Source organism: Streptomyces sp. NPDC020489 (assembly GCF_044386545.1).
GTDB lineage: Bacteria > Actinomycetota > Actinomycetes > Streptomycetales > Streptomycetaceae > Streptomyces.
The window spans coordinates 46418-62690 of record NZ_JBIRUZ010000014.1 but is presented as its reverse complement, the minus strand read 5'-3'; the positions used below and the strand labels follow the sequence as shown (position 1 = coordinate 62690).

Here is a 16273-nt window from a genome sequence, read left to right as displayed (position 1 = left end):
CGCCGTAGCGGGAACGATCTCAGAAGCGGCGCGTGATCAGCGCCTTCTTCACCTCGGCGATCGCCTTCGTCACCTCGATGCCGCGCGGGCAGGCGTCCGTGCAGTTGAAGGTGGTGCGGCAACGCCACACACCGTCACGGTCGTTGAGGATCTCCAGGCGCTGCTCCCCGGCCTCGTCACGCGAGTCGAAGATGAAGCGGTGGGCGTTGACGATGGCGGCGGGACCGAAGTACTGGCCGTCGTTCCAGAAGACCGGGCAGGACGACGTGCACGCCGCGCAGAGGATGCACTTCGTGGTGTCGTCGAAGCGCTCGCGGTCCTCCGCGGACTGCAGACGCTCCCGCGTGGGCTCGTTCGTGTCCTTCGTGATGAGGAAGGGCATGACGTCCCGGTACGCCTGGAAGAACGGCTCCATGTCGACGACCAGGTCCTTCAGGACCGTCAGGCCCTTGATGGGCTCGACCGTGATCGGCTTCTCGGGGTTGATGTCCTTGATCAGCGTCTTGCAGGCCAGACGGTTCTTGCCGTTGATCCGCATGGCGTCCGAGCCGCAGATGCCGTGCGCGCAGGAGCGGCGGAACGTCAGCGAGCCGTCCAGGTCCCACTTGATCTTGTGGAGGGCGTCCAGGACGCGCTCCTTCGGGTCGATCTCCAGCTGGAAGTCTTCCCAGACCGCTTCCGCCGAGACCTCGGAGTTGAAGCGGCGCACACGGACGGTGATCGTGATGTAGGGGGAGTCGGCGAAGCCGGGCTCGGGCTCGCCGGCCGCGTCCTTCTTGTCCAGAACAGGGGTTGCCATCAGTACTTACGCTCCATCGGCTGGTAGCGGGTCTGGACGACCGGCTTGTAGTCGAGACGGATGGACTCGGTGCCGTCGTCGCCGACCTCGCGGTACGCCATGGTGTGGCGCATGAAGTTGACGTCGTCGCGGTTCGGGTAGTCCTCGCGGTAGTGACCGCCGCGGGACTCCTTGCGGGCCAGCGCGGAGACCGCCATGACCTCGGCGAGGTCCAGCAGGTTGCCGAGCTCGATCGCCTCCAGCAGGTCCGTGTTGAAGCGACGGCCCTTGTCCTGGATCGCGACGTTCTTGTAGCGCTCGCGCAGCTCCGCGATCTTCTCGACCGCCGTCTTGATCGTCTGCTCGGTGCGGAACACCATGACGTTGGCGTCCATGGTCTCCTGGAGCTCCCTGCGGAGCGTCGCCACCCGCTCGGTGCCGGTGGAGGAGCGCAGCCGCTCGACCTGCTCGGCCACGAACTGCGCCGGGTTCTCCGGCAGCTCGACGTAGTCGGCGCTGTGGCTGTACTCGGCGGCGGCGATGCCCGCCCGGCGGCCGAACACGTTGATGTCCAGCAGGGAGTTCGTGCCCAGGCGGTTGGCGCCGTGCACCGAGACGCAGGCGACCTCGCCGGCCGCGTACAGGCCCGGGACGACCGTGGTGTTGTCCGCGAGGACCTCGCCCTGGACGTTGGTCGGGATGCCGCCCATGGCGTAGTGCGCGGTGGGCTGGATCGGGATCGGGTCCGTGTACGGCTCGATACCGAGGTAGGTCCGCGCGAACTCGGTGATGTCCGGGAGCTTGGCGTCCAGCTGCTCCGGCGGGAGGTGGGTGAGGTCGAGGTAGACGTGGTCGCCCTCGGGACCGCAGCCGCGGCCCTCACGGATCTCCGTGTAGATGGAGCGGGACACCACGTCACGGGAGGCGAGGTCCTTCATGACCGGCGCGTACTTCTCCATGAAGCGCTCGCCGTCCTTGTTGCGCAGGATGCCGCCCTCACCGCGGGCGCCCTCCGTCAGCAGGATGCCCATGCGCCAGATGCCGGTCGGGTGGAACTGGAAGAACTCCATGTCCTCCAGCGGCAGCCCGCGACGGTAGACCGCGGCCTGGCCGTCACCGGTCAGCGTGTGCGCGTTCGACGTCACCTTGAAGAACTTGCCGGTGCCGCCGGAGGCGTAGATCACGGCCTTCGCCTGGAAGACGTGGATCTCGCCGGTGGCCAGCTCGTACGCCACGACACCGGCGGACTTCTTGACGCCGTCGACCTCGGTGATCAGCTGGTCCAGGACGTAGAACTCGTTGAAGAACTCCACGCCCTCTTTGACGCAGTTCTGGTACAGCGTCTGGAGGATCATGTGGCCGGTGCGGTCCGCGGCGTAGCAGGACCGGCGGACCGGGGCCTCGCCGTGGTTGCGGGAGTGACCGCCGAAGCGGCGCTGGTCGATCGTCCCGTCGGGCGTCCGGTTGAACGGCAGGCCCATCTTCTCCAGGTCGAGGACCGCGTCGATGGCCTCCTTCGCCAGGATCTCGGCGGCGTCCTGGTCGACCAGGTAGTCACCGCCCTTGACGGTGTCGAAGGTGTGCCACTCCCAGTTGTCCTCCTCCACGTTGGCCAGCGCGGCGGCCATGCCGCCCTGCGCGGCGCCCGTGTGGGAGCGGGTGGGGTAGAGCTTCGTCAGCACGGCGGTACGGCTGCGCTTCGTCGCCTCGATGGCGGCGCGCATGCCGGCGCCGCCCGCGCCGACGATGACGGTGTCGTACTTGTGGATCTTCATCAGGAAATTCCTCAGCCCCGTGCCTAGCGGATGTTCGGGTCGAAGGTGAAGATCACCAGCGTGCCCAGCAGGATGGTGAACACCGAGGCGGTGTAGAGCAGGCCCTTGAGCCACAGCCGGGTGTTCGCGCGCTCCGCGTAGTCGTTGATGATCACGCGCAGGCCGTTGGTGCCGTGCAGCATCGCGAGCCACAGCATCAGCAGGTCCCAGACCTGCCAGAACGGCGACGCCCAGCGGCCGGCCACGAAGGCGAAGCCGACCTTGGAGACGCCGCCGTCGAGCACCAGCTGGATCAGCAGGTGGCCGAGGACCAGGACGACCAGCACGATGCCGGACAGGCGCATGAACAGCCACGCGGCCATCTCGAAGTTGCCGCGGGTGGACCGCGGGGTCTTCTTGGTGCGCTTGCGCGGGGCCTCGATGAGGGGGGCCGGGTTGTCGACGTCGTAGAGGGTCTCGCCCTCGACGGGGCCGATTCCGGACGCGGACTTCTCAGTGATGGACATACGCGTCAGCTCCCGAACAGTTCACGAGCGGCGTGGCCGAGGACGGGGTAGATCGCCCCGATCATCAGCACGACCCACAGGCCGACGACCGACCAGAGCATCTGCTTCTGGTAGCGCGGCCCCTTCGACCAGAAGTCGACGGCGATGACGCGCAGGCCGTTGAGCGCGTGGAACAGGATGGCGGCGACGAGGCCGTACTCCAGGCACGCGACGAGCGGGGTCTTGTAAGTGGCTACGACCCTGTCGTAGTCCTCGGGGGAGACACGGACGAGAGCGGTGTCCAGCACGTGAACGAACAGGAAGAAGAAGATGAGGACGCCGGTGACTCGATGAGCCACCCAGGACCACATTCCTTCCCGGCCGCGGTACAGCGTTCCAGCCGGCACGGAAGTCCCTCCGGGAGCGGGGATTGGGGCCGCCGGCTTGTGCTGTCGGCCTGGCCCGGCCGGGTACGGTCCACCGGCCCCCAGCATCGTAGCGACGTGTTGTCGGGATGCTGACAGCGGCCCAACCGATGTGATCAAAGTTGCACGGACGGGCTACTGGGGCACGTGGTTCCGTTGTCTGAGGGCATCGACCAGTCGTCCCCTCGCCAGGCGCCGCAATTCGTCGGCCGCCAGCGCCCGCTCCTCCTCCGGATCGTTTGTCAATCGTGACCGGATTCCCGCCAGGACGTGGTCCAGGGCCTCGGTCGGCGGCAGCCCGTCGAGACAGATGACGAAAGCGTGCCCGAACTTCGCCTCGTACGCGGCATGTGCGGCGTCCAGTGCCATATGGGCGGCTTCGTACGTCCCGTCCGGCAGGCTCGGCAGGGTCTCACCCGCCAGGGCCTCCGCCAGATCCCCCGGCGACAGGTCGTACGCCGCCTCGTCCGACGCCGCGAGTAGGGACTCCAGATCCGGGTACGGGCGGTGTTCCGCCACCCGGCGGGACCAGCGCAGGCTGCGCAGGCAGCCGAGAAGGAGGCCGTGGGCCTCTTCCGGGGACGCGGAGTTGAAGGCGTCCAGCGGGCTGGGCGACGGTGAGGTGCGGATCTGCTCGGGCAGAGCCGGTATGGCCACTCGGCCAGGAAGGTGTGTGGGCGTCACGTGTGTTTCGGCAGGGGCAGCTGTGAGAGGTGTCGCGTCACGTTACCGAGAGCGGGCGAGACGTGTCCGACAGACAACCGAATTTCACTCGAACGGCAGAGTTTCGGACCGTCTGATGGACCCGTTCGGCCACCCCTCATGCCTAGGTTGGGAACGTGAGCCAGCACAGGCGCCGCCCGTCGGCGCGCGAGGCACGGCAGCTGCGGACCCGGGTGGTCGTCGGCGCGGCGGTGGCCGTGACCGTCGGCGCGGGCGTGGGGCTCGGGATGTGGGCCTCGGGGCACGGCGACGACAGCGGTCCGGCGGGGTCGGCGGCCCAGCGGCCGTCCGGCGACACCGCGGGGAGCACGACCGGCGCGGCGCGCACCCCGAGCCCGACACCGTCACCCACTCGCTCCTACCCCCTGTCCAAGACCCCGCGCACGATCCCGGCCGTCGGCGCGCACCAGCCGGAGCGCGGCCCGGGCTGGCGTCCGCGCGGCGGGCAGCGGGTGGTGGTGAACGACGCGGCACTGGCCGACGAGGGCAGGCTGGTCGCCGGTGAGCTGGGACTGACATACGCCGGTGAGAAGGCGGACGTCAAGGACGGCGACCTGCGGCTGGCGCTCGACGACGGCCAGGGGGGCGGCGCGGAGGCGTACACCATGACCGTGCGCGCGGGCCGGGTGGAGATCAAGGGGTCCGCCGACGCGGGCGTCTTCTACGGGACCCGCACCCTCAAGCAGGAGGTGCACGCCGGCGGCACCGCGCCGGAGGGCGTCGTACGGGACGCGCCGGCCAAGGCGGTGCGCGGGTTCTCCCTGGACATCGCGCGCAAGAACTTCACCGCGGGCTGGATCGAGGACCGGGTGCGCGAGCTCGGGGACCTGAAGTTCAACCAGCTCCAGCTGCACTTCTCCGACGACCAGGGCTTCCGGATCGCGTCCGACACGCACCCCGAGATCGTCTCCGCGCAGCACCTCACCAAGGCCCAGGTCAGGTCCATCGTCCGGCTCGCCGCCCAGCGGCACGTCACCGTCGTGCCCGAGATCGACTCCCCGGGGCATCTGGGCGCCGTGCTCGCCGCGCACCCGGAGCTCCAGCTGCGCAACGCCTCCGGGACCGCCGTCACCGGGGCCATCGACATCTCCAAGGCCGGGTCCGCCCGGCTCGTCGACGATCTGCTGGACGAGTACGCCGGTCTCTTCCCCGGCAAGCGCTGGCACCTGGGCGGCGACGAGTACCGGGCGCTGACGGTGAACGATCCGGAGGCCACGTATCCGCAGCTGGCGGCCGCCGCGCGGGAGGCGTTCGGCGCCGGCGGGACCGTCGCGGACCTCACCACCGACTGGCTCAACGACCGCGCCGCCACCGTCCGCGCCCACGACAGAACCCCGCTCGCCTGGAACGACGGCTTCTTCCGCGGAACCTCCGTGCAGCCGGCCAAGGACATCCAGGTCGCCTACTGGACCGGCAAGGAGATCGGCGCCCGGCAGCCCGGGGAGTACCTGAGCGCGGGACGCCGACTGATCAACTTCAACGACGAGTTCCTCTACTACGTCCTCGGCCAGCCCAACCAGTTCGTCTATCCCACGGGACAGCGGATCTACGAGCAGTGGACCCCGCGCGTGGTGCGGGGCACCCAGGCGGTCGACGCCGCGTACGACGACCAGATCCAGGGCGGCTACTTCGCCGTCTGGGGCGACTTCCCGAACGCGCAGACCCAGGACCAGGTCGCGGCCGGTGTCCGCATGCCGCTGCGGGCCGTGGTCCAGAAGCTGTGGGACGCGGACCGGCCGCCGCTGTCCTGGACCGGCTTCAAGGCGCTGGCGGACCGGCTCGACTGACCCCGAAGTGGACGTACGGCGCTGGTGAACCGTATGTTCCGCTAGCCGCGCGTGAGCTTCTGGGGAGAGCCGGGCGCGGCCTTCCATGTCACGACCCAGGGGGACGTCCTCACCATGCCCGACATCAGCCATGACCACTTCATCGCGCCGGCCGCCTGGCTGCGGTCGCCGATCGGGCTCGGGTGGGCCGCCGTCGCGGGACTCGGCGCGGTGATCGCCACCGACCTGTTCGCCGTCTGGGCCGACGTCGTCCTGTACGACGTGTCGGGCGACCTCGCGAGCGGCGCCCAGCTCGGTGAGCGCGCCGAGCGCGCGGACCGGCTCTACTCGTTCGCCGGCACCGCCCAGACGGTCGCCCTGCTCACCACCGCCGTGCTGTTCCTGTGCTGGTTCCACCGGGTGCGCGTCAACGCCGAGGTGTTCCAGCCCCTCGGGCACACCAAGAAGCGGGGCTGGGCGATCGGCGGCTGGTTCGTGCCGGTCGTGAACCTCTGGTTCCCGCGCCGCATCACGCTGGACATCTGGGACGCCAGCAGCCCCTGGGGCGCCCGGCGTCCGCACGGCCTGGTCAACACCTGGTGGACGTTCTGGGTCCTGTCCCTGCTCTCCGGCCGGGCCGCCTCCACCGCGAACCGCAAGGCCGACTCCGCCGAGGAGATGCACGAGGCGGTGGGGCAGATGCTGTTCTCCGACGTCGTCGACGTCGCGGCCGCGGCCCTCGCCATCGCCGTGGTGCTGCGGCTGACGCGGATGCAGCACGCGAAGGCCCTCCAGGGACCCGTCCCCCTGCCCGTCTGAGGCGCCGGACACCCCGGATTGTCCGATACGGCTGCGAACTGCCGTACGGCTGTGGTGTATTCGGCCCGAGCCGCAGCCAAGACGCCGGGGGGAACCGGAAATGGGCTACTGGGGGTATTTCGTCGTGGGCCGCAGCGCGCGGCCGCTCGGGGAGCTGGAGGCGCTCGCGGGGGCCGGAGGGCTGAGCCCGCGGACTCGGACGGCCGAGGGCTGGCAGGTGTGGGAGCACCCGGGCGCGCAGGGGGACGTCGGGTCCATGAACGCCCTCGCCCGGGAGACCGGGGCGCCCGCGCTGTTCGGGTACGTGATGGACAGCGACTGCGTGGTCGTGGAGGCGGCCGGGCCGGAGAGCGGGGCGTGGACGACCTGCCTCGCGCGGACCGCGATGGCCACGTACATCGGCGCCGGCGAAGAGGGCCTCACGCTGGAGGACTACTTCCTGGAGCCGGGGGACGCCGCCGAACGGGCCGTCGCCTGGGCCGAGGAGGCCGGGCACGCCGTCGAGGCCGAGCGGGTGCTGGAGGTGCTGACCGCGGAGGCCGATCCCTTGGCCGAAAACCTGTTCTTCCGGCTGCTCGACCGGCTCGCCGTCGTGCCCCTGTGACACTCCGGCGCCGTCGCACGCAGTAAGGGGAAGTGCGGGCTCCGTTAGGGAAGTCCGCAGGCAGAGGGGTCCCGCGGCGCCGACACGTTCCGGACGGGACTGTCGAGGAGGCGTGGATGAGTCTGGTGGAGCTGATCGCTCAGGCGGACGAGCGCGGACTGGCCGCCAGCGGGTTGGCTTGTTTGGACCGGTGCGTACCGCTGCTCGGGGGCGACGACGAGCTGCTGCGGCCCCTGTGGGCGAGCCTCGCCGACACCGGCGACTGGGCCGCGGGCCTGGAGGCCGCCCGCGGCAGGCTCGGCGCCGGTGAGGGCACCGCCGAGGACGAGGCCGCCGTCCTCGCCCGCCGGATGCTCGACGCCGCGCCCGGCGCACCGGACGCCGCCGAGGTACGGCTCTGGGCGGACGCCTGCTCCGTCGCCTCGCTCCAGATCCACCGCATCCTCGACCCCGCCGTGGACGACGACTCCGTGGACTCCCGCCGCGCGGGCCGCACCGACGGCATGCCGCCGCTGGCCGCCGCCGAACTGCGCCGCCAGATCACCGTCCTGGAGGTCCTCGCCGGCCATGGCACGGCCGGGCTGCGCCGGGCCCTGGAGGTGTCCGTGGAGGGCCGGCGCGTGCTGCGGGCGGTGGTGTCCCGACGGGCTCGCGGACGCGGCTGAACCGGGCGGGGCCACGACGACGGCAAGGGGGCCGCGCCGCACGCGGCCGCGCGCCTGAGAGGGTCCTGTGACCACCGTGCGGCGGAGCCGGGTCGGTTCTGCGACGGTCCGGCGAGGGCGGCCGGAACCGGGTGACGATCGGCCCTCCCCGAGCGCTCTTGAGGACGTGACGACACAGCACGCACAGCACGAGACCAGGCCCTCGGCGGCGATGAAGCCGGTGCGATGGGCGGCGGACGCGGTGGCGACCATGCGGGAGGGAGCGCGGGTACGGCTGGACTACTCGGCGCAGAGCCTGTGGCGCGTCGACCGGATGATCGACGACCTGCGGCGCGAGGAGCCCCCGTACGACGCCGTCGCGGCGGTGCTGCGCGGGTTCGGCGCGTACGCCGGTGAGGTGATCGTCCGCCAGACCGGCGCCGAGTGGTGGGCGAGCGGGGGCGAGCACTGGATACGGACGCCCGACGGCCGGCTGTGGGACCCGATCGACGAGGCCCGGCGGGGCTTCGCCGGACACGGGTCGCTGCGGCTGCTGTGCCGGGACGCGGTGGGCGGCGGCGGGCGCGGGTAAGACAGCCGGGGCTCAGGGGGTCGGCGGGCTCGTGGGGTCGGCGGGGCTCTTGGGTCCGGTGGGGCTTGTGAAGCGTCCGGGGCTCGTGAAGCGGCGGGGCCGGGAGGCCGTAGCCGGTCCCTGAGGTGTCCGTGTGGGCAGCGCCACGCCCGTGGCCCGTGATGTTCCCGGGGCGGCATCCGCTGGGACAGCGGGGAGTAGAAGCCGGACGAAGGGGCGGGGCCATGGGGAAGCAGATCAGGCGCGTGCCGTGCGCGAGCGGGATGCGGGCGGAGGCGGCCGCGTTCGTCGCCGGGGTCGGCGCGCGGGGCAGGCTGCCGCTGGACTACTCCGTGGCCAGCCTGCGGGTCGTCGACTTCCTCGTCGACGGCCTGGGCAAGGGCGGCGCCGACCGCGACCGGGTGCACGGGCCGCTGCTGGGGCTGGGCGCCTACGTCGGTGAGGTGCTGGTGCGCCGGGCGGGCGCGGCGTGGGTCGACCTGGACGAGACGCAGCGCGCGTACCTCGGCCAGCCTGTCGGCGTCCGGATGCCCGACGGCCGGGTCTGGAACCCGCTCGGCAAGGTCCTCAACCGCTTCGAGTCGGGCAGCCCCGAGGAGTCCCTGCGGACCTTCTACCTGACCCTGCACGGGCGGGCCCGCAGCAGGAGCGCGACCTGCTGACGAACCGCCGTGGGCGCGGCGGCCCGGGGAAGCGGGGTCTGGTGTGACGCAGTGACAGATCTGCGGCGTCCGGCGCTGTTGACCGTGGGGGAGATCCCGCCAGAGCGATCGTGCCGAAAAGGTGTGCGAACGCCACGCAACGGTATGGACGAGGACAGTTCTTGGGTCGAGGAGGGGAACCCCGCCGCGTGCAGGCCTACGACGGGGAGCTGGGCGCCGCCGTCGCGCGGGCCCAGGAGGGGGACGAGGGCGCCTTCGCGGTCGCGTACCGGATCGTGCAGCCCGGCCTGCTCGGCTACCTCCGCGGGATCGTCGGCGACGACGCCGAGGACGTGGCCTCCGACGCCTGGCTGGAGATCGCCCGCGACCTCGGCCGGTTCAAGGGCGACGGGGCGGGCTTTCGGGGCTGGAGCGCGACCATCGCCCGGCACCGGGCACTGGACCACCTGCGGCGGCAGAAAGTGCGGCCCCGGTCGGCGGCGCTCGAACAGGACCTGCTCGACCTGCCGGGCCCGCAGAGCACCCACGACCAGGCGCTGGAGTCCATCTCCACCGAGTACGCGCTCCAGCTGGTCCGAGGGCTGCCCCGGGACCAGGCCGAGGCGGTGCTGCTGCGGGTGGTCGTCGGCCTCGACGGCCCGGCCGCCGCGCGCGTCCTCGGCAAGCGGCCGGGGGCGGTGCGCACGGCCGCGTACCGGGGTCTGCGGCGCCTCGCGCAGCAGCTGGGGGACGGCAGTGTGACGGATGACGACCCCAGCACGCTGGGGGAGTCGACATGAACGACGACGACGGCGACGGGCCGGACAGGAACAGGGACAGGGACGGAACGGGCATGCGCGAAGGGCGGAGCGGCGGCGGGAGTCCCGGTCGCCGGCAGGTGCACCCCGGCGACACCGCGCCCGGCTCCCCGACCCCGGTCGAGCTGGAGACGTTGCTCGCCGCCGCGGTGCGGGACGACGTGGACCCGTACGCGGACCAGGTCCTCGGCGAGGGCGAACAGCGGGCCGTCGCCGCCTTCCGGGCCGCCCGCGACGCCGGGGCGCACCGGGCCCGCACCCGCCGCCGGGACGACTGGCGGCCCCGCGAGCGGCGCCGGCTGACCCGCTCGCTGCGGACCACGCTCTCGGTCTTCGCGGCGAGCCTCACCGTCGGCGGCGTCGCCTTCGCCGCGATCGGTACGGGCGGCCCGTCGTCCACCGAGGCCGAGGACAGGATCGAGGCGCACACCTCCGCCCCCGCCCGACCGGACACCGCCCCCTCCGCCGAGGGCCCGTCCCCCCGCCCCGACCGTCCGGACACCGCCCAGGACACCAAGGCCCACTGCCGGACCTACGAGCGGGTGCGGGAACGCGGCGCCCTCGACTCCACGGCCTGGCAGCGGCTGGTCGAGGCGGCGGGCGGCGAGGGGAACGTCGCGACGTACTGCGCGCGGCGCCTGGCGGCCACCGAGACCAAGGGCACCGAGTCCAAGGGCACGGCGGACCAGGACAACGGCGGCCAGGCCAAGGGCCAGCCCAAGAGCCAGGGCCGGTCCGGGACCGCGGGCGGAGGCGAGGGCGCGGGCAAGGGCGAGAACAAAGGCGCGGGCGACAGCGGCCCGGACCAGCCCGACACGGCGTCCGGCAAGAAGAAGCGGTAACCGCCGGACCGCAGGGCCCACATGACCTGGACCTCGACCGCGGAGACGGCCAGGGCCGCCACCCCCCACAGGAGAGGCCCCGGCCGTCGCGCGGTACGGGCCGCGCGGCGACCCGTACTTCCTACAGCGCCATGGATGCGTTTTCTGTCACACCCGGGGGCGTACCCGCATCGGTCCGGGCTAGGTGCATCTTGTACGGACATGGACGAGCAGCGGTTTCAGGTCGTAACGTGCCTTTCGCGCCGAGCGGGGAGGCGAGGGATCACCGCGATCGCAGGCGGCCTCGGGGCCGCGACCATCGACTGAGGAACCATGCGTGCTGGGGGATGACGCGGAGCTGACCGCCGCGGTGCTGTCGGCACAGGACGGGGACGAGACCGCGTTCCGGACTGTGTACCGCGCCGTGCACCCCCGGCTGCTCGGATACGTCCGCACGCTGGTCGGCGACCCGGACGCCGAGGACGTCACCTCCGAGGCCTGGCTCCAGATAGCCCGGGACCTGGGACGGTTCAGCGGTGACGCGGACCGGTTCCGCGGCTGGGCCGCCCGGATCGCCCGCAACCGCGCCCTGGACCACATACGCATGCGCGGCCGCCGCCCCGCGATCGGCGGCGACGAGACCGAGCTGACCGGGAAGGCCGCCGAGTCCGACACCGCGGGCGAGGCCATGGAGGCCCTGGCCACCGACAGCACCCTCTCCCTCATCGCCCGCCTTCCGCAGGATCAGGCCGAGGCCGTCGTCCTGCGCGTGGTGGTGGGCCTCGACGCCAAGAGCGCCGCCGAGACGCTGGGCAAACGGCCCGGAGCCGTACGGACGGCCGCGCACCGCGGCCTGAAGAGGCTCGCGGAACTGCTCGGCGCCGATCCGGAATCCGCCGAGGGGGGTCGTCCCGCACGAGCGGGGTCGAGCATCGGGGAGCTCGACGCGCTCCCGCCCCAGCGAGAACCGCACGCCCGTGCGGTGACGTCCGCGAGTGTGACGCATACGCGTCCGCGGACGCAGAAGGACATGTGATGGCCGACAAGCAGTACGGGTGGCTGGACGCCGAAACCGCCGAGCGTCTGCTGCGCGGCGAGTCCCTGGACAACGCTGTCGACGCCGCCGCCCGCGACGAGGCCGAGCGCCTCGCCAAGGCCCTCGGCGCGCTCTCCGCGGCACCCCCGGCGAACAGCGCCGAACTCCCCGGCGAGGCCGCCGCGCTGGCCGCCTTCCGCAAGGCACGCGCGGACCATGACGCGCCTGCCACGGCCTCCGGCCCCGTCGAAGCCCTTAGCCCTGCCGAAGCCCCGGGTCCCGCCACGGCCCCCGGTCGGGCTGAAACTCCCGGCCATGCCATGGCCCCCGGCCAGGCTGAAGCCCTCGGTACTGCCCCGTTCCCCGGCCGGGCTGAAGCCCTCGGTGCTGCCCCGGTCCCCGGTTCTGCCGCCGCCTCCGGTCGGGCTGAAGCCTCCGGTCGGGCTGAAGCCTCCGGTCGGGCTGAAGCCCCCGGTGCTGCCCCGGGCCCCGGTCCTGCCGCCCCCGGCCATGCCGAAGCCCCCGGTCGGGCTGAAGCCCCCGGTCCTGGCACCGCCGCCGCCCCCGCCCATGCAGAAGCCCCCGGCCCTCCCACCGCCCCCGACCACGCCGCCACCCCCGCCATCCGGCCCCCCAGGGACCATCGCGGTCCGTCCGCTCGCCCGCGGCCGCGGGTGCCCGGAGCCGTCGCCCGCCCCTCGGACGGCGACGCCGGTCTGGTCCGTATCGGCGTCCCCGCGCATCGCGCGCCGCGTGTCCGGCGTAGTCGGCCCGTGCGGTTCGGGATGGCCGCCGTGCTCGCCCTCGGCATGGTCGGAGGCGTCACGGTCGCGGCCGCAACCGGAATGCTGCCGACGCCGTTCGGCGACGACGAACCGCGCCCCGGTGCGACGGTGTCGACCGCCGCGACGACGGACCGCCCCCTGGTCTCCCCGCCGCCCGACGACGCGGGTCAGGGCGAGGCGACACCGGACGGCTCCGCGAGCGGCACCCCCGACGACCGCCCCCCGCGCTCCGACGCCGGCGGCGCCCCGAGCACCGACCCCGGCCCCGGCACGCACGACCGCGGCAAGGACGGCTTCGGGTCCCGGTGGGACGGCGCCCCGGCGGCGTGCCGGGACCTGCGCGACGGCAAGCGGCTGTCCGCGGACCGCAGCCGTGCCCTGGAACGGCTGGCGGGCGGCTCCACCAGGGTGTGGAAGTACTGCGAGGGCGTCCTGCGGACCGGCGACGGAAAGGCCGGCCAGGATGGCGGGCGCCAGGAACGGGACCAGGACAAGGACGGTCACGACGGCCACGACGGCCACGACGGTCACGACGGCCACGACGGCCGTGACGGCCGTGACGGTCACGGTGGCGACGACCGGAAGAGCGGTGGCGGTGACGACGGCGCCCCGGGCCGCGGTCACCGTCCGAACGGCGGCCTGTCCACCCCTTCGCCGTCCCCGACGGCCGATGACACCACCCCGCTGCCGAAGCGGGACGCGGTCGCCCCCGAGCCCTCGCCGAACCCGTCGTACACGGCGCTCTGACCCGCGTCCGCACAGGGCGTGGAACTTTTTTCGCGCCCGGTGTGACATTTTCGGCCGCGCCGGCGCTGACATGAGTGAGCCGACTGGTCATCGGCCGTCGCACAGAGCCGGGGTTCCCCCCGTACCCACGGCTCGTGCACCTCGGCGCGGGGGGGGGGGCGCGCCCCCCCCCCCCCCCCCCCCCCCCCCCCCCCCCCGCCCCCCCCCCCCGGGGGGGGGGCCGCCCCCCCGCGGGGGGGCCCCCCCCCCGCCCCCCCCGCGGGGGGGGGCCCCCCCCCGCGGGGGGGGGGGGGGCCGCGGCCCCCCCCCCCCCCCCCCCCCGGGGGGGGGGGGGCCCCCCCCCCCCCCCCCCACGGCTGTTCTGTTTTCCTATTGCTTTCTTATCTCCGCCAGGAATACCGACGGATGGCTCGCAGAAATTTCTGCGTACGGGGTTTCCGGGCCGGTCGGGGCTCGTTAGGCACGGCGTCAGAATTCTCTCTGGTGACGTGAGTTGCCGAAGAAAGGAACACGATGAAGTCCCTGAAGGCTGCCGCCGTTGTTGCCGGTTCCGTGGCCCTCGCCGGTGCTGCCGCGCCCGCGTTCGCCTACAACACCGCCGACGTCACGCCCACCAGCCTCACCGGCGCCGTGAACACGCTCACCAGCGGTCAGCTCGCCCCGGCCGACGTGATGCCGCTCCAGCACCAGTCGAACGCCCTCGACACCGAGAACAAGGACTCCGTGCTCAACACCGTGAAGGGCGCGACCGCCACGCTGAACAACAGCGGTCTGCTCGGTGGGCTTCCGCTGGGTGGCTGACGTATTCCTGCCGCGGGAAAGGGCCGATTCCGTGGTGACGGGAATCGGCCCTTCATGGTGTCCGGCACGCCGTCCCCCGGGTACGTCCGGCGCTGTTCGAGGCCGCGTACCTCGTTCGTGTGGACCGCGTGCGGGATGTCGCCCGGTCGGGTGAGAACGGGCCGGGTGGGCTTCCGGCCCGTCGATATGGTCGCGCGGTGACCTCAACCCGAAGCGAAACCCGCCCCTTCAACGCCGCCGACCTGGGCACGCTCGTCGTGATGGCCTGGAGCGGCGATGCCCCCGACGGCCACATGCCCTACCTCCTCGCCTACACCCTCGGGGACTCGGCGGGCGGCCCGGAGGCCGCCACGGCCGCCGTCGAAGCGCTGCTGGAGAACAACGGGCTGCCCGTCGGCGGCGACCTCGTCGACGGCAACGCCCGGCAGAACCTGCCGGTCAGCCTCCTCGTCGAGGCGGGCACGGCCGTCGTCAACATGCCCGGCTTCAACGCCCAGTGCGCCCCGCCCGAGGAGTGGCTGGAGGCGGTCGCCGAGCGCGGCTTCGCCTACTTCGTCTTCACCACCCGCCCCTGGCCCGAGGCCGAGCCGGGCAAGCCCGTCGACCCCGAGGCCCTGGCCGCCTTCGCCGGCGCCGACGACACCCTGAACGCCGCCGCGCACGTCGTCCTCCCCGCCCGCAGCCTGCGCGGCTGATGACCCGGACCGCGGGCGCCGGCCGCGGTTTCGCCGGGCTGCTGGTGCTCACGGGGGCCGCCGGACTGCTGGCCTCCTGGGTCATCACCCTCGACAAGTTCACGCTGCTCCAGGACCCGGACTTCACCCCGGGATGCAGCCTGAACCCCGTGGTGTCCTGCGGCAGCGTCATGCGCAGCGACCAGGCCTCGGCCTTCGGTTTCCCCAACCCGATGCTGGGTCTGGTCGCCTACGGCGTCGTGATCGCCGTCGGCGTGAGCCTGCTGGCCGGCGCGCGCCTGCCCGGCTGGTACTGGCTCGCCCTCGACGCCGGCTGCCTGTTCGGCGTCGGGTTCGTGACGTGGCTCCAGTTCGAGTCGCTGTACCGGATCAACGCCCTGTGCCTGTGGTGCTGTCTGGCGTGGGTCGCCACCATCGTCCTGTTCTGGTGCGTGACCTCGTTCGCCGTGCGCAACCGGTTCCTGCCCGCACCGGCCCGGGCGAGGTCGTTCCTCACCGAGTTCGCCTGGGTCGCACCGGTGGCGCACCTCGGGGTCGTCGGCGTCTTGATCCTGACCCGTTGGTGGGACTTCTGGACGAGCTGATCAGCAACACGTCGTACTACTGCGGCAGTCGGGCGAATCTTGCCCCGGTGACCGGGCCAGGGTCGTTACGAGGTACGGACGTCGAGCCACACACATCCGGAAAGGGACCGTACCTGAGATGAAGTCGACCACCCGAGGAACCATTGCCGCCGTCATCACGGGCGTCGCGGCCGCGGTGGGCGCCGCCGCGACCCCCGCCGCAGCGGTGGAGACGGTCCCCGTCCCGGTGCCGCTGGACGGCATCGAGAAGTCCCTCAACGTGGAACTGCCCAAGGTCGGCGGCGAGATCCCGCTGCCCATGCCGGGCGCGCCCGAGGGCCCGCGGTACGTCGAGGGCCGCCTCCTGCCCGAGCGGGTCATCCCGCAGCTTCCGGTCAGCGGCGGACTGCCCGGCCTCGGCCTGCACGCCCCCCTGCCGCACCTCCTCGGCGACGACTTCGACCACGTCGGCGTCGGCGCCCCGGCCTCCGACCTGCGCACGCTGGCCCCCGGCCTCGCCCTGGACGCCCCGCTGACCGCCCCGAACGCCGACAACTTCGGCCTGCCGGACACCAAGCTCCCGCAGGTGGGCGTCCTCACGCCGGTCCTCCAGACCGTCCCCGCCGCCGACCTGGTGATGGGCCCGGGCCTCTAGCTCGACCGCTCCCAGGAGCCCGCTCGGACCACTTGATGGTGACCGCGCGGGCTCCTTCGCGGTTACCGCTACGGATCAACCGAACCGGACGAGGAGCACA

19 protein-coding genes are annotated in these 16273 nt (G+C 72.6%); 14 read left to right on the top strand and 5 right to left on the bottom strand.

Annotated features, from left to right (window positions below; translation table 11 throughout):
- Positions 1-19 precede the first annotated feature (19 nt).
- The 5 genes from ACH41F_RS31940 to ACH41F_RS31920 form a co-directional block, all read right to left on the bottom strand.
- Positions 20-799 carry a succinate dehydrogenase iron-sulfur subunit gene (locus ACH41F_RS31940; protein WP_391234684.1) on the bottom strand — a complete coding sequence of 260 codons (780 nt, stop codon included), beginning with the start codon at positions 797-799 and terminating at the stop codon, positions 20-22.
- On the bottom strand, positions 799-2553 hold the full coding sequence (sdhA, locus tag ACH41F_RS31935) for a succinate dehydrogenase flavoprotein subunit (protein WP_391234686.1): 1755 nt from the start codon (positions 2551-2553) through the stop codon (positions 799-801). Before sdhA ends, ACH41F_RS31940 begins: the two co-directional genes overlap by 1 nt.
- A gap of 23 nt (positions 2554-2576) precedes the next feature.
- Positions 2577-3059, bottom strand: a complete 483-nt coding sequence (locus ACH41F_RS31930; RefSeq protein WP_391234688.1) for a succinate dehydrogenase hydrophobic membrane anchor subunit — start codon at positions 3057-3059, stop codon at positions 2577-2579.
- 5 nt (positions 3060-3064) lie between these two features.
- Positions 3065-3445 (bottom strand): succinate dehydrogenase, cytochrome b556 subunit, encoded by a 381-nt coding sequence (sdhC, locus tag ACH41F_RS31925; RefSeq protein WP_266888806.1) that lies wholly within the window; start codon positions 3443-3445, stop codon positions 3065-3067.
- A 153-nt stretch (positions 3446-3598) separates the two neighbouring features.
- Positions 3599-4147 carry a 2-oxo-4-hydroxy-4-carboxy-5-ureidoimidazoline decarboxylase gene (locus tag ACH41F_RS31920; protein ID WP_391234691.1) on the bottom strand — a complete coding sequence of 183 codons (549 nt, stop codon included), beginning with the start codon at positions 4145-4147 and terminating at the stop codon, positions 3599-3601.
- 155 nt (positions 4148-4302) lie between these two features.
- Here ACH41F_RS31920 and ACH41F_RS31915 point away from each other — a divergent pair, with 155 nt between their 5' ends.
- The 14 genes from ACH41F_RS31915 to ACH41F_RS31850 all read left to right on the top strand — a co-directional run bounded on the left by ACH41F_RS31915 (position 4303) and on the right by ACH41F_RS31850 (position 16173).
- Positions 4303-5973 carry a glycoside hydrolase family 20 protein gene (locus tag ACH41F_RS31915; RefSeq protein ID WP_398838623.1) on the top strand — a complete coding sequence of 557 codons (1671 nt, stop codon included), beginning with the start codon at positions 4303-4305 and terminating at the stop codon, positions 5971-5973.
- A gap of 51 nt (positions 5974-6024) precedes the next feature.
- Positions 6025-6771 (top strand): DUF4328 domain-containing protein, encoded by a 747-nt coding sequence (locus ACH41F_RS31910; RefSeq protein ID WP_391234694.1) that lies wholly within the window; start codon positions 6025-6027, stop codon positions 6769-6771.
- A 100-nt stretch (positions 6772-6871) separates the two neighbouring features.
- Entirely contained in the window at positions 6872-7375 is a 504-nt protein-coding gene (locus ACH41F_RS31905) for a hypothetical protein (RefSeq protein ID WP_391234696.1), read from the top strand.
- 116 nt (positions 7376-7491) lie between these two features.
- Positions 7492-8040: a hypothetical protein gene (locus tag ACH41F_RS31900; protein ID WP_391234698.1), complete on the top strand. Its 549-nt coding sequence runs from the start codon at positions 7492-7494 to the stop codon at positions 8038-8040.
- 211 nt (positions 8041-8251) lie between these two features.
- Complete coding sequence (locus ACH41F_RS31895) at positions 8252-8611, top strand: hypothetical protein (RefSeq protein ID WP_398838748.1); 360 nt, start codon at positions 8252-8254, stop codon at positions 8609-8611.
- Positions 8612-8835: 224 nt separating this feature from the next.
- Entirely contained in the window at positions 8836-9273 is a 438-nt protein-coding gene (locus tag ACH41F_RS31890) for a hypothetical protein (RefSeq protein WP_398838620.1), read from the top strand.
- Between the two features lie 161 nt (positions 9274-9434).
- Entirely contained in the window at positions 9435-10052 is a 618-nt protein-coding gene (locus ACH41F_RS31885) for a sigma-70 family RNA polymerase sigma factor (RefSeq protein ID WP_391234702.1), read from the top strand.
- Entirely contained in the window at positions 10049-10912 is an 864-nt protein-coding gene (locus ACH41F_RS31880) for a hypothetical protein (protein ID WP_398838619.1), read from the top strand. Before ACH41F_RS31885 ends, ACH41F_RS31880 begins: the two co-directional genes overlap by 4 nt.
- Before the next feature lie 316 nt (positions 10913-11228).
- Positions 11229-11927 carry an RNA polymerase sigma factor gene (locus tag ACH41F_RS31875; protein ID WP_398838617.1) on the top strand — a complete coding sequence of 233 codons (699 nt, stop codon included), beginning with the start codon at positions 11229-11231 and terminating at the stop codon, positions 11925-11927.
- Complete coding sequence (locus ACH41F_RS31870) at positions 11927-13459, top strand: hypothetical protein (protein WP_398838616.1); 1533 nt, start codon at positions 11927-11929, stop codon at positions 13457-13459. The genes ACH41F_RS31875 and ACH41F_RS31870 overlap by 1 nt, the downstream gene beginning before the upstream one ends.
- A 513-nt stretch (positions 13460-13972) precedes the next feature.
- A complete protein-coding gene (locus tag ACH41F_RS31865) occupies positions 13973-14260 on the top strand; it encodes a hypothetical protein (RefSeq protein WP_391241129.1) in 288 nt (95 codons plus the stop codon).
- Positions 14261-14457: 197 nt separating this feature from the next.
- Positions 14458-14955: a DUF5949 family protein gene (locus tag ACH41F_RS31860; protein ID WP_391241131.1), complete on the top strand. Its 498-nt coding sequence runs from the start codon at positions 14458-14460 to the stop codon at positions 14953-14955.
- Positions 14955-15539 (top strand): vitamin K epoxide reductase family protein, encoded by a 585-nt coding sequence (locus tag ACH41F_RS31855; protein WP_398838614.1) that lies wholly within the window; start codon positions 14955-14957, stop codon positions 15537-15539. The genes ACH41F_RS31860 and ACH41F_RS31855 overlap by 1 nt, the downstream gene beginning before the upstream one ends.
- A gap of 118 nt (positions 15540-15657) precedes the next feature.
- The gene (locus ACH41F_RS31850; protein WP_398838613.1) at positions 15658-16173 is read left to right on the top strand and encodes a hypothetical protein; all 516 of its coding nucleotides are present in this window, start codon (positions 15658-15660) and stop codon (positions 16171-16173) included.
- The last annotated feature ends 100 nt before the right edge of the window (positions 16174-16273 follow it).

Coding starts and splice junctions, on each gene's coding strand:
- ACH41F_RS31905 (WP_391234696.1), top strand. CDS start 6,872: ATGGGCTACTGGGGGTATTTCGTCGTGGGCCGCAGCGCGCGGCCGCTC.
- ACH41F_RS31890 (WP_398838620.1), top strand. CDS start 8,836: ATGGGGAAGCAGATCAGGCGCGTGCCGTGCGCGAGCGGGATGCGGGCG.
- ACH41F_RS31870 (WP_398838616.1), top strand. CDS start 11,927: ATGGCCGACAAGCAGTACGGGTGGCTGGACGCCGAAACCGCCGAGCGT.
- ACH41F_RS31930 (WP_391234688.1), bottom strand. CDS start 3,059: ATGTCCATCACTGAGAAGTCCGCGTCCGGAATCGGCCCCGTCGAGGGC.
- ACH41F_RS31940 (WP_391234684.1), bottom strand. CDS start 799: ATGGCAACCCCTGTTCTGGACAAGAAGGACGCGGCCGGCGAGCCCGAG.
- sdhA (WP_391234686.1), bottom strand. CDS start 2,553: ATGAAGATCCACAAGTACGACACCGTCATCGTCGGCGCGGGCGGCGCC.
- ACH41F_RS31895 (WP_398838748.1), top strand. CDS start 8,252: ATGAAGCCGGTGCGATGGGCGGCGGACGCGGTGGCGACCATGCGGGAG.
- ACH41F_RS31865 (WP_391241129.1), top strand. CDS start 13,973: ATGAAGTCCCTGAAGGCTGCCGCCGTTGTTGCCGGTTCCGTGGCCCTC.
- ACH41F_RS31880 (WP_398838619.1), top strand. CDS start 10,049: ATGAACGACGACGACGGCGACGGGCCGGACAGGAACAGGGACAGGGAC.
- ACH41F_RS31900 (WP_391234698.1), top strand. CDS start 7,492: ATGAGTCTGGTGGAGCTGATCGCTCAGGCGGACGAGCGCGGACTGGCC.
- ACH41F_RS31850 (WP_398838613.1), top strand. CDS start 15,658: ATGAAGTCGACCACCCGAGGAACCATTGCCGCCGTCATCACGGGCGTC.
- ACH41F_RS31855 (WP_398838614.1), top strand. CDS start 14,955: ATGACCCGGACCGCGGGCGCCGGCCGCGGTTTCGCCGGGCTGCTGGTG.